Consider the following 12,020-nt stretch of genomic DNA (forward strand, 5'->3'; position numbering starts at 1 on the left):
TCACGCTAATTTATTTAATAAAACACATATGCGCAAACTTATCCTTATGACATTTATGCTATTTTTTCTAAGTACACAGGTGCTTGGAAGCGTTGTGTATGAGAATGAGCATAAGCAGCAAGGTGATATTCATGGTTTAATACATGAGTTAGGGCAGCCTCATAGTCATGATCACGACGATGAAAGTAACTTTAAACTGTCTTACTCCGTTGAAGCCTTTGAGCACATAGCACCTGATACCGATTGCTGTGTTTTTGGTTTAATTGATGCTTCACCTCGTCAGGCAAGTGACAGAAACTTATCAGGAACAGTTATTTGGTATGCTAGTAACTGGTCATCCCCACATCTCCAAAATATAAAGCCACCTCCAAGGTACTAATCCAAACAAACAAGCTAATCGAACCTCGTCGCAAATAGGCGTGAGGACCTGTTGTTTTTTATGGATTAATTATGTTTCTTAATACATTATTGCTGCGATGCTGGCAGCGTGTTACTGCGTTCATTTTGTGCGTTGTACTTACTTCAGTCGTATTATCATCAATGGTATACGCGTCACCAGGTGCTCATGGCCCAAATGGTGAGCATTTAGATACTTCTAATAGTGTCTTAGCTTCTGCAAACCCTAAATTTGAAAGCTTTACTGAGACGTTTGAAGTATTGGGAGAGTTGTTCGAATCACAATTGGTAATTTACCTACACAATTTTAAAACAAATGTACCAATAAAGGGGGCTTCTATTGAGTTGGAGTCTGGACAACTCTCCGCAACCACAGAGTATTCAGACACTTTAAAAGCGTATCTTCTAACCGATCAAAAGATGCTAGAACTTTTAAATACAGATGGAATTCATGAAATAGTGCTTACGATCATGACACAAGATAGTGGTGATTTGCTTGTTGCTAATCTTGATATAACAAAGGCTCATACAACTAATGACCACAACAATGAAGACCATTATCACATTCCCTGGTTCGAAATCTTTATTGTACTTGTAGTTTTCTGTGTTGGCTTCCTTTTTGGTCGTATCAACAAGGGGAAAAAATCATGAGATTAAAGCATTCTAGATTTTTAAAACTAAGTCTTCTTTCTGTCAGCCTGCTATCTACAACATTAATTGCTTCTCCAGGTGCTCATGGCCCTAATGGTGAACACTTAGACCAAAACTCAAGTAAAGGAAATGGGGAGCTTGGCAGACAAGCAGATAGCTCGGTTTTAATGCCAATGAAGCACCAGGCTCTTCTTAATATCAGAACACAGTTTGCTGAAGTAACAACTGCCAATAAGCATGTGCAACTTCTCGGTATCGTTAGACCACACCCTGATGGTTTTGCAATCATTCAACCAAGCAGTGATGGTCGATTAGATGCACCAGAACAGGGCATGTATACCAGTGGAACGTCGGTCAAAGCAGGTGAGATCCTTGGCTATATACGCTATCAATACACAGCATTTGATTTAGCTAGTCAAACAAGTGAACTCGTTGCTGTTAGAAATCAAATAGCACAAACCAATCGCGATGTTGAAAGGCTTAGAAAGCTTGGTGATTTAGCCTCTAAGCAAGAAAGAGAGCAATTAGAAACCCAGCTAACTACTTTTAAACAGCAAGAAAGCGTGCTTAAGCAAGGTATCGAAAAATCTGAAGCTCTTATTGCACCAATTGATGGTGTACTAGTCAATAAATCAGTATCTAGAGGTCAATGGGTTGAGGCTGGAAAGACGCTTTTTGAAATAGTCTCTCCTAGAAAGTTTGTAGTAGAAGCTACTACGAGCAATAGCAATTTGTTGAGTAAATTTACTACGGCTGAAATTACACAATTGCCTAATGTGAAGCTCAATTATAAGGGATATTCTCCAGAACTTGTGAATGGACTAATTCATGCAAATTTTGAATCGTTAAATAGTGCGGATAATAAGAACCTATATATAAATAAACCCGTTACGCTTAAAGCCCCTTTAAACGAAACCATTGAAGGAATTGTTTTACCTGCTAAGGCCATAGTGTTAAGCGCAAACAACTTACCTCAAGTTTGGATAAAGTTATCAGCGGAGCGATTCTTACCACAAATAGTCGAATATGAAGAACTTGAGCCTGGTTTCGTAGTTATTACTAAGGGTTTAGGCACTGATAATCGCGTTGTGGTAGAAGGCTCATCATTACTCAATCAAGTAAGGTAGGCTTTAGGCATGTTTAATTTTTTAGTTAAGTCGAGTCTAAGTAATCGGTTGGTTGTACTGCTTATTGCACTAGTTATGATGGTTTATGGCTTGATGCAGGGACAAAAGTTACCAGTTGATGTATTCCCCAACTTGAACAAACCCGTTGTTACGGTTTTGACTGAAGCTGGGGGGATGGCACCTGAGGAAGTCGAGCAGCTAGTTACATTTCCATTAGAAAATTTACTTAATGGTGTGACAGGCGTTACAAGAGTAAGGTCTACATCAGGGATTGGTTTATCAATTGTTTATGTCGAGTTCGAGTGGGACACCGATATTTACCGTAATAGGCAATTAGTTTCTGAACGCTTAGATCTTGCATCTGAACAGTTACCATCAGGTATTACTTCTGTCATGGGGCCCGTTTCTTCGATAATGGGTGAAGTGATGCTTATTGCATTGCCAATAAGTGATGAGGAAAAAGGCAACCCTATGCAAGCGCGAGAGTATGCCGATTTCGTACTACGGCCTCGTTTGCTTTCAATTCCTGGTGTGTCTCAAGTTATTCCTATCGGTGGTGAAGTCAGGCAGCTAAAAGTTGCACCTAACACTATGCGAATGCGTCAGTTAGGTATTAGTTTAGAGCAACTTCAATCATCACTTGAAGACTTTGCTGCAAACTTTGGCGGTGGTTTTATTGATATCAATAATCAAGAGTATTTAATTCGTCACAAAGGACGCACGCTAGACATTACTAACTTGCAAAACCTTGCTGTTGGCTGGCATAAACAACAAGCTATTTTACTTTCACAAGTTGCGACTGTTGGTTATTCCCCAGCAGTCAAACGTGGTGATGGTGGCTTTAACGGTGCTCCTGCGGTTGTTATTAATGTACAGAAACAACCTTATACTGATACTGTCCAGTTAACCGAGCAAATTGAATTAGCATTAGATGAGTTGAAAACAGGCTTACCTGAAGGCATGGCAGCTCCTAAAGTGTTATTTAGACAAGCTGACTTTATTACCTCATCTATTGACAATGTAACCGAAGCACTGAGAGATGGTGCAATTATGGTAACGATTATTTTGTTTTTATTCTTACTATCAGTAAAAACAACGATAATTTCATTATTTGCCATTCCTCTCTCGTTATCAGTAACCGTTCTTATTTTTCAATGGTTAGGTCAAAGTATAAATGTGATGACTTTAGGGGGCTTGGCTATCGCTATTGGTGAGCTTGTCGATGATTCAGTTGTTGATGTTGAAAATATACTACGACGTTTAAAACAAAACGCGCTAGCAGAGAAACCCAAAACAGTCTTTGAGGTTATTTGGCGAGCGAGTGTAGAAGTTCGCTCAGGCATTGTATACGCGACGGCTATTGTAATCTTGGTATTCCTACCATTATTTGCTTTGCCTGGCATCGAGGGCCGGCTATTTTCACCTTTGGGCATTGCTTATATTGTCGCCATTCTTGGCTCGCTCTTGGTTTCGATGACGGTGACACCAGTGTTATGCTATTACTTATTGCCTGGTGCTAAAGTTATTCACCAAGGTGATAGTGTAATTGTTGCCAAGCTAAAGTATTGGCAGGGATTATGGATCGAATGGGCATTGCCAAAATCTAAGCAGTTGATTGCTGTTATTGGTGTGATAGCGGTATTAACAGCAACAAGTGTCACTCAATTTCCAAGAGCATTTTTACCATCGTTTAATGAAGGATCACTTGTATTAGGGATGATTTTCGAACCTGGAACATCACTCCAAGAGTCTAATAAAATGGGACACCTTGCAGAGTCACTTTTGTTATCTGTACCAGAAGTGTCGCAAGTAGGTCGAAGAACGGGGCGTGCTGAATTAGATGAGCATGCTGAGGGGGTTCATTCATCGGAAATTGATGTTGATTTGATCCCCTCAGAGCGTAGCCGAGATGAAGTGCTGGAAGATATTAGAGAAAAGCTTTCTGTTATTCCTGGGCAAATTGCAATTGGTCAGCCTATCTCACATCGTTTAGATCACTTGCTTTCGGGGGTAAGAGCGCAACTAGCGATTAAGCTTTTTGGAGATGACTTAGAAAGCTTGCGGATCAGCGCGGCATCAATTCGAAGTAAATTAGAGGAGATACCTGGATTAGTCGATATCAATATCGAAAAACAAGTATTGATACCGCAACTGAGTGTGAGACTTAAATATTCTGATTTATCGAAGTATGGATTAACACCAGGATCTGCGCTACGTCAGTTAAATATTCTTACTGAAGGTACAAGGGTTGCTGATGTGATAGATGGTGTTCAACGATTCGAGCTCGTTGTTCGGTTAGATGATCAAAATCGAACACCTGAACAACTAGGGCAAACACTTATAGACTCGCCTGCTGGAAGTATACCTGTTGACTACATTGCTGATATTCAATTACTAGACGGGCCGAATCAGATTTTACGCGAAAATGGACGAAGAAGATTAGTGCTTTACGCGAATAGTGAAAATGTTGACGTAAATGAGCTTCTAGCACAGGTGCGTAAGGCCATCGCTGAAGAAGAATTACCTAAAGATAGCTTCGTTAGTATCGAAGGTCAGTTCTTAGCACAAGAGCAAGCAATGAGATTGTTAATCGCACTATCAACCTTATCATTTGCACTAATATTTCTCGTTTTATACCTGCGCTATCAGTCGATGGTATTTGCCTCGATCATTATGTGTAGCTTGCCTATGTCATTGATTGGTGCAGTATTTGCCATGTGGTTTACCCATACACCACTATCAGTGGCATCAGTCGTAGGCTTTATTACTTTGACAGGTATTGCTGCTCGAAACGGCATTTTGAAAGTCAGTCATTACCTGAATCTACTCCGATTTGAAAATGAGTCTTTTAATAAAGCACTTATTATTCGAGGGGCTAAAGAAAGGTTATCACCTGTTTTGATGACATCGATGGTTACAGCTTTTGCACTCATACCGCTACTTTGGGCGGCAGATGAACCAGGCAAAGAAATATTACACCCAGTCGCCATAGTTATTTTTTCAGGACTAATGAGTTCAACGCTATTGGATACTTTGCTAACACCTTTACTTTATTGGAAGTTTGGCAAACGACCTACAGAGAAATGGTTAAGCACTAATTCAAAAGAATTGATTTAACGGGTTTCGTGTGGCACCTAATCATGTAAAAGCGAAGCCCACATTTAATTTTAAAATTCATAAATACAAAGAGATAAAATATGAAAACAAAACTTATAAACGTACTATTAATTTCACTAGGTTCATTATTGTTTAACACGTCAGCCTTTGCACACGGTGATGAAACACCTCAGCATGGTGGAATAGTCAAAGTTGAGCATGAGATGATTTTTGAATTAGTTCGAAGTGACTCAGAAACCGGCCTTTATTTACGAGATCACGGTAAGCCATATCCGTCAGAAAAGCTTTCGGGTATTGTTACTGTACTTGCAGATGGTAAAAAATCAGATGTAGTTCTAGCGCCTGCTGGTGACAACAAAATGGTGGCTGACGTCGTTATTCCTAATGGTGCTAAAGTTCTTGTAAAAGTTAAGGAAGATGGTCATCACTCTGTGACGGTAAGATATTCTTTCTAATAGTGGCTTTATGAAGCACTCGTGATCTTGAGTGCTTCAAATCATAAACAGGTGACGTTCTTACCACGTGTCCATCCTTAGGCTCTAACTCATTTTTGGACAAAATGAGTTAGAGTCGACGGGCGGTTCTGTGCCATTTCCGGACGTTCGTAACACCCAAATAGAAGGCTAAGTAATGGTTGGCTAAAATTGTGTAGCGAAACGAAACGTAGCCAACTGTTACGTTTCCTTGCGAATTTTCTTGTTAGGCTAAACTACTGCGGTTGAGCCATAACAACTTTAATAAATCGCAAAGCGAATGGTTTTATACATGCGTGAGCAAACAATGAAATTGCTCCTATTATTAATATGCCTATAAGTGGAATTATTGCGCCAGTAAAAATTATTGAACCACATACATAGCCAAAAATACATTCCGATCTGTATATGGGGAGGAACAACCCGACTACTAGCAAGCCTAAAGACAAGTATATTGCAACGTTTTCGTAGCCGACACTAAAGCTGAATGACTGTACAAAACTTAAAGTCAGCATGCCGAAAAAACCAATAAGTATTCCGCTTGAAATTTTTTCTTTTACTGGTGAATCACCAGATTGAAAAATTGTACATTTTTCTATGCGCGCTATAGAAAGCCACGCTAAGAATGGGAGAATTAATAGCCCCCACCAGTTTGATATTGCAGGATAATCAGAATGGTGCATTAAGTGATGGCTCAATATTCCACCATTTAAATGCTCCCACCACAGGTGTCCACCTACGAATAATACGGTAATTGCAATCACGTAGTATTTCAATTTTTTTAACTGATTTTCAGTCATGTTTATCCTCGGAGTACGATGGTCGAAATATATAGCCTAACTTTTAAATAAGGGGCGCAGGCATGTGGGGCATAATGGCGAAGCCGCCCCGCATGTATGCGCCCCAGCGAACGAAGTGAGTGACTTAATTTTTTTGTTATACGCAATCACGATAAGACCTCTTGAGCGGTGTTACTTTCTTCTTGAAATTTACCTTCTTTATCAGGCCAAATACATTGAAGAGCGTCAAACTTTTCAATGCTATAAATACTAACAGCCGCCCTTAAGTATTCCTCTTTGTTGAGTTCGCTAATTTTACTAAATTTGACCGGATAGCCTTTTATAACTTCTTCACTTAATTGGTTATTGGTAAATCGTTGACCGTTCTTGATTAACTGTCCAATATCGTTGATAAGCGAGTGCATCAATGAGGTATCCAACCCAAATATGATGATTTCAGGATGATCAAGCGTTTCAGTAAAACCTATTGAATATGAAAAGCTCGGAGCATCCTTGCTAAAAACAGAAAGAACATGCCAACCATGTTTCTTAATGTCATCTTCTACTTTTTCCATTACATCTGACATATTCACAGATTCCTAGTTTGCGTATAACGCCTCAATCAAAGGCAAAAAATAGTTGGTTAAAATTAGCGACGCAGGAGCAAAACCAACTGTTTTTTGTCCCGCTGAATTGACTTGTTAGAGGCACGGATCTTCAGAGCTTAAAATCTCTGCGTACCACTTTTCTTTGTAGAGAGCTTCAATTGCACCACACTCGAGTTCATCATTTAAATAAACAGGAAATTTTTCCCAGTAACTAATTTCAAGACCTCCACCAGATACTGCAATACCTCTCCTGTTTATCAATATACTCGCAACAAAATTTCCATCATCGAATGTATGCGCAACAGCTAGAACAACACCAAGGCTTGTTAGCTTACTTTGTATTTCTTTTATTTTGGTTTCTTGAGACGAACTGTTTTCACAGTTTTGACTGATATATTTCATTGAGCCGAGTTCAACTCTACGTAAACATTTGTCGCTCTTAAATAATTCAACGATAGAAGTTATTTCAGTTTCATTTACCTTAAACCAGTCATCAACATCACTGATTTCCATATCAACACCTTCTGTACCACATCCTGATAGCAAGAATAGGGCTAGAAAAATGGTTGCTAACTTCATAGTGCCTCTAACGCCGCATTAAGCGGAATAAAATTGTGGGTTATACTGTGTAGCGAAGCGGAACGTAACCCACTGTTTTAGTTCCGTTTAAATGCCTTGTTAGAGCACAGTTAAATGAGTGGCACTTCATTTGATAAAGCACTGAACTTATTATCTTTTTTTGCTAACTTTTCAGTGAAGTTAATAGCCAAGCATAGATATATTAATGCATGTCTCGTTTGTTTGAAAACATACATTCCTTTATCAACGAGCTCATCAGACGTAATTTTATACGCATAGTCATGTTCATTTTCCCAAGTAGAGAAACCTTCAAAATCAGGGTTTACAACTCTAACCCAACCGTGTTCTAGTTCATTGCGTAGCTCTCGCACTTCGAAAGCCGAATCATCAAGCCAATAAGAAGGTCTTCTCTCATCATCATCGTGCTGGGTAAAGTCTTTGCTTAACCAGAACAATGCAGTTAAAAATGGATTGTTCTGGTCTTCTAATTTTTTCTGCTTATCAAACCATTGCCGATTAAACGCAATCTTGGAGCTGTTTAATTCATAGTACTTATCTAAGAGTCTTGAGATTTTGTCTAGTACACTAAAACAGCCTTTCAAAGCACTCTTTATTTTTTCAATGTATCCATCGTAGATTACGCCGTCTAATGTATCTGTTAGATATTTATCTTTGTCAGTGAATTTTACGTATTTTTTATTCAACCCTTCGTAGAACAAATGACGATAGAAGCAATACTCATTTTTCATTGATGAAAATGCCGCAGATAGATACGGGCCTTCAAAAACTGGAGTGCTATATGATGGAAAATTGAGAACGTCATGATCTACAACCCAAGCATTTTCTAGATCATTTAATGGGTTGAGGAATAGTATATTATCTTTACACCAGTTCCGATATTTTGTTTCTTCTTTTGAATAGTCTGGCTTATAAGGGTGAGCTAATAGATCAGGATCTTCGTCAAATGAATTTTGAACATGTTGGAGGAAGCGTCCAAATCCAGAGCTTGAATCAACTTTGATACTTTCTCTAATACCATTATGATAAATATCATCTTTAGCTAATAGTTTTTTTGCATAGTTGTATGCATATAGCTGGTAATAATGAATATGCTCTTCATCGTATAAATAGTGAGAAATCCAAAGCAGACCAGTTGTAAGTCTATATAATCCAACTTCTTCGGCATCCCCAAAATGGGAAATCCCTTGTTTCCAAAGAGGAATGGCTTCAAAGGTTCTACATAATGTTTGTAGTGTATTTGCATGGTTTACTTCTACTTGAGGAAGTAGTTGATAAGCCTTATCTTTATATCGATAAAATTTCCTATGGCAAATGATAGCATTACCATAATTTTGATTGTTCCACCTGTCATTTCTATCAGAAGCTAAATGCTGGTATATATTCGATAGGTAGTAAGTCAATATACTTTTTACAATATCGGGAGCTTCACTTTCAACAGAGATGATTTTCTTTAACTCATCACAAAAACGTACTAAAGAGTCAATATCATCAGATTCAATACAGCTATCAATATTTCTTGCAAAAAAAGCGATCTTTTCGTTCCAGCCGTCCATGCATTCTCTCGATTAAATGTGATGTGGATTTAGGTGCTCTAACATTTTAGTATTTATGCGACACGCTGTTTGTGTTGCATAATCGCTTGTTGGACTGAGCCGCTACCTGCTCGGTGTGTCAGAGTTGGTGTTGTTTATGCTATGGGAATTTGCTTTTTGGAGGCTCTCACTTTCCTAGCTGATTTAATCAGCTTAGCTAGTGTTATGTAAGCTTTCCCTGCATTGCTCAGCGTTTATTATGTATTCATTACACCTAAATTTGCCTTAATAAGCAATTATATTTTTTACACGTACAGAGGCCGCTAGCCTGAGCAGTTAAGCAGGTTAACTAATTGATTTTAAGCAGCTACCTAGCTGCTAACTCGTTCGCTCTACTTTGGTCGTTGTTTCATATAACTTGAATACGCCAATTAATCGCAAGATACCTGCCTTACAATGCTGGCAAGGCCAATGCGGTATCAGTGTTACGTTTTCTGTCTTTAGCTTCTCCACTTTACCTATGTGTGATTCTTGTGACCTTATTAATGCTAGCTTTCGCTTGCGACACGCATTAGCTAAAAAGCCATAGTGGCGAATGCGCATAAACCCTTTGGGCAATACATGTTGTAAGTAGCGCCGTAAAAATTCATCACAACTCAGAGTCATGACTTTATCGCGGTTGTTATCTGCATAATCGCGGTATTTAAAACTCACTGTTTCTTCAGTCGCTGACACTAAGCGCGATTCTGACATCACGCCTTTTCGGGTATAACGTGCAAGGTAACTGACTAACTTTTCACTGTAAGTTAAACAGGCTTTGCTATACACGCACCATTTGGTTGGTGTGCTTACCTTCGCGAATGAACTATCGCATTCATTGAGCGCCGCGAGCATTTTCCCTCTAAACACTGTTGATAATGCTTTAACAGGGTATAAATAGCCTTTTTCTATTTCATGCCAATGCGATTTTTTTAGCGCGCCTGCGGGTATCAAACAATGCAAGTGGATATGCTGACTTAAGTTCTGTCCCCATGTATGCAGTACGCTTGTCATGCCTAATTGGCCATGCCTCTTTCGTTTCGCAAATTTGCTCAGCGTTTGCCATGCGGCTTTAAATAAACTTTGGTACAACGCACTTGGGTTATAGTGAGCAATGGTATTTAACTCATGCGGGAGCGTAAAAACAAGGTGGAAATAGCGACACGATAATAAATCTTCCTGCTGTCTTTGCACCCATTTAGCCGTTGCCATACCTTGGCAACGTGGGCAATGCCGATCTCGACAGCTACATCCAATTTGTTGTACTTCACTACAGTTATCACATTGCCATGCTTGATAACCGAGCTGACCCGTTCTGCATGATTGAAGGTGTTGGCAGACTCGTAACTGCTGATAACTTATTATGTGGTGCTGCCGATAATTCCCAAGGCTAGAATTTAAAATATCAGCGAGGTGCAAGCCGCTCATTGGTTTCCCCAACTTGCGAGTAAATCAATACCACCATGCCCTAATTCAGGTAACCAGTGTAAGTAACTTTGCGTGGTTTTAATATCACTATGGCCAAGCTGATGTTGCAGTTGATGAAGTGGCATACCTGATTCAAGTTGGTGTGTTGCATATGCATGGCGTAATACATGTGGATTACAGTGTTTTAAACCACACGCTTGTGCGTGTTTTCTCAATGGCTTCCTGAAGGTCGATGCTGACATAGGTTTATCCATTAACAATCGCGAGTAAAACATCCAACCCGTTGGGTGATACATTTTCCAGTAACTGCGTAATTGATTTAGCACGCTATTTGATACAACAACATAGCGTGATTTATCTCCTTTTCCTTGTTCAATTAAAATGGTTTTACGCTGTCCATCGATGTCTTGCACTTTGATGCGCAGCAGTTCGCCAATGCGCAAACCACATCCATAACACACCACTATCAATGTTTTTAAGCGCATATCCGTGCAACTTTCTATAAGTTGTCGAATATCATCACGCGATAAATAAGTAGGTGCCCGAGTTTTTGCTTTAGGCAAGGCTATGTCTAAGTTCAGTGGGCGATGTAAAATATTCTTAAACAAGAACCAAATACTGTTTATCTGTATTTTTTGGCTTGCTCTAGACAGTTTACGAATAGCGGGATCGTTAAAAAAGGCGTTAAGTTCCTCATCAGTAATCGAATCGAGCGGTTTATTAAAATAATGACTGAGTTTGAGTAAATGTTCAGAGTAGCTTTTACATGTACTTTGCGAATAACCACGATAGGCTATTTCAGTTTTGACTTGTTCAATGAGTGTATTCATGACTTACCTCCAAGTTATGGGATAACCCCAAGGTAAGTGTGGCTCAAATGATAAGAATAGGATCTCCGCGTAGCGGCTTAGTTCAACAATTTAATAGTGCGCTCATCGCGCATATTTCTGCCGACTTAACGCTCATTTATCTACTTTATTTAGTTTTAACAAATAACCTAAAGCATTACTACCACTAAGTTTTTTAAAGCTTTAAAGTAAAGTTTAATAGAACAATATGCGCGCGTCGCTTATTTTCATGAATATACGCGCAAAGAGCAGTTTGACCAACCAAGTAACTACGATTTTTAGCCAACCTCAACGTCTGCTGATCGCTCAAATAAGACCCCGAAAAGTGGCCCATATAGCTATCTAGGTTAACGCTTTCAAAAAACAGAAGTATATTTCCGATAACTACCTTTGAAGTCCTAGAAACGGAAGTTTACTTCCGT

11 protein-coding genes are annotated in these 12,020 nt (G+C 39.2%); 5 read left to right on the forward strand and 6 right to left on the reverse strand.

Annotated elements, in window-relative coordinates:
- The first annotated feature begins 94 nt into the window (after window positions 1–94).
- The 5 genes from NQT65_RS07340 to NQT65_RS07360 all read left to right on the forward strand — a co-directional run bounded on the left by NQT65_RS07340 (window position 95) and on the right by NQT65_RS07360 (window position 5,746).
- Window positions 95–379, forward strand: coding sequence for a hypothetical protein (locus tag NQT65_RS07340; protein WP_249326035.1), 285 nt, complete (start codon window positions 95–97; stop codon window positions 377–379).
- Between the two features lie 71 nt (window positions 380–450).
- The gene (locus NQT65_RS07345; RefSeq protein WP_138684715.1) at window positions 451–1,047 is read left to right on the forward strand and encodes a hypothetical protein; all 597 of its coding nucleotides are present in this window, start codon (window positions 451–453) and stop codon (window positions 1,045–1,047) included.
- A complete protein-coding gene (locus tag NQT65_RS07350) occupies window positions 1,044–2,174 on the forward strand; it encodes an efflux RND transporter periplasmic adaptor subunit (protein WP_138684716.1) in 1,131 nt (376 codons plus the stop codon). The genes NQT65_RS07345 and NQT65_RS07350 overlap by 4 nt, the downstream gene beginning before the upstream one ends.
- Before the next feature lie 9 nt (window positions 2,175–2,183).
- Window positions 2,184–5,291 carry an efflux RND transporter permease subunit gene (locus NQT65_RS07355; protein WP_256850812.1) on the forward strand — a complete coding sequence of 1,036 codons (3,108 nt, stop codon included), beginning with the start codon at window positions 2,184–2,186 and terminating at the stop codon, window positions 5,289–5,291.
- A gap of 80 nt (window positions 5,292–5,371) precedes the next feature.
- Window positions 5,372–5,746, forward strand: coding sequence for a hypothetical protein (locus tag NQT65_RS07360; RefSeq protein WP_138684718.1), 375 nt, complete (start codon window positions 5,372–5,374; stop codon window positions 5,744–5,746).
- A gap of 254 nt (window positions 5,747–6,000) precedes the next feature.
- Here the strand turns inward: NQT65_RS07360 and NQT65_RS07365 are convergent, their stop codons facing one another.
- The 6 genes from NQT65_RS07365 to NQT65_RS07390 all read right to left on the reverse strand — a co-directional run bounded on the left by NQT65_RS07365 (window position 6,001) and on the right by NQT65_RS07390 (window position 11,580).
- The gene (locus NQT65_RS07365) at window positions 6,001–6,564 is read right to left on the reverse strand and encodes a hypothetical protein (protein ID WP_256850813.1); all 564 of its coding nucleotides are present in this window, start codon (window positions 6,562–6,564) and stop codon (window positions 6,001–6,003) included.
- 146 nt (window positions 6,565–6,710) lie between these two features.
- On the reverse strand, window positions 6,711–7,130 hold the full coding sequence (locus tag NQT65_RS07370; RefSeq protein WP_256850814.1) for a DUF4262 domain-containing protein: 420 nt from the start codon (window positions 7,128–7,130) through the stop codon (window positions 6,711–6,713).
- A gap of 114 nt (window positions 7,131–7,244) precedes the next feature.
- Window positions 7,245–7,730, reverse strand: coding sequence for a hypothetical protein (locus NQT65_RS07375; protein ID WP_024031814.1), 486 nt, complete (start codon window positions 7,728–7,730; stop codon window positions 7,245–7,247).
- A 110-nt stretch (window positions 7,731–7,840) separates the two neighbouring features.
- Window positions 7,841–9,304 carry an LA2681 family HEPN domain-containing protein gene (locus tag NQT65_RS07380; RefSeq protein ID WP_256850815.1) on the reverse strand — a complete coding sequence of 488 codons (1,464 nt, stop codon included), beginning with the start codon at window positions 9,302–9,304 and terminating at the stop codon, window positions 7,841–7,843.
- A gap of 357 nt (window positions 9,305–9,661) precedes the next feature.
- Window positions 9,662–10,750, reverse strand: a complete 1,089-nt coding sequence (locus NQT65_RS07385) for an IS91 family transposase (protein WP_256850816.1) — start codon at window positions 10,748–10,750, stop codon at window positions 9,662–9,664.
- On the reverse strand, window positions 10,747–11,580 hold the full coding sequence (locus NQT65_RS07390) for a tyrosine-type recombinase/integrase (protein WP_256846747.1): 834 nt from the start codon (window positions 11,578–11,580) through the stop codon (window positions 10,747–10,749). Before NQT65_RS07390 ends, NQT65_RS07385 begins: the two co-directional genes overlap by 4 nt.
- Window positions 11,581–12,020: the final 440 nt, after the last annotated feature.

This window comes from Pseudoalteromonas agarivorans (assembly GCF_024518735.1).
Classification (GTDB): Bacteria; Pseudomonadota; Gammaproteobacteria; order Enterobacterales; family Alteromonadaceae; genus Pseudoalteromonas; species Pseudoalteromonas atlantica.

Coding starts and splice junctions, on each gene's coding strand:
- NQT65_RS07385 (WP_256850816.1), bottom strand. CDS start 10,750: ATGAGCGGCTTGCACCTCGCTGATATTTTAAATTCTAGCCTTGGGAAT.
- NQT65_RS07370 (WP_256850814.1), bottom strand. CDS start 7,130: ATGTCAGATGTAATGGAAAAAGTAGAAGATGACATTAAGAAACATGGT.
- NQT65_RS07375 (WP_024031814.1), bottom strand. CDS start 7,730: ATGAAGTTAGCAACCATTTTTCTAGCCCTATTCTTGCTATCAGGATGT.
- NQT65_RS07360 (WP_138684718.1), top strand. CDS start 5,372: ATGAAAACAAAACTTATAAACGTACTATTAATTTCACTAGGTTCATTA.
- NQT65_RS07365 (WP_256850813.1), bottom strand. CDS start 6,564: ATGACTGAAAATCAGTTAAAAAAATTGAAATACTACGTGATTGCAATT.
- NQT65_RS07380 (WP_256850815.1), bottom strand. CDS start 9,304: ATGGACGGCTGGAACGAAAAGATCGCTTTTTTTGCAAGAAATATTGAT.
- NQT65_RS07350 (WP_138684716.1), top strand. CDS start 1,044: ATGAGATTAAAGCATTCTAGATTTTTAAAACTAAGTCTTCTTTCTGTC.
- NQT65_RS07345 (WP_138684715.1), top strand. CDS start 451: ATGTTTCTTAATACATTATTGCTGCGATGCTGGCAGCGTGTTACTGCG.
- NQT65_RS07390 (WP_256846747.1), bottom strand. CDS start 11,580: ATGAATACACTCATTGAACAAGTCAAAACTGAAATAGCCTATCGTGGT.
- NQT65_RS07355 (WP_256850812.1), top strand. CDS start 2,184: ATGTTTAATTTTTTAGTTAAGTCGAGTCTAAGTAATCGGTTGGTTGTA.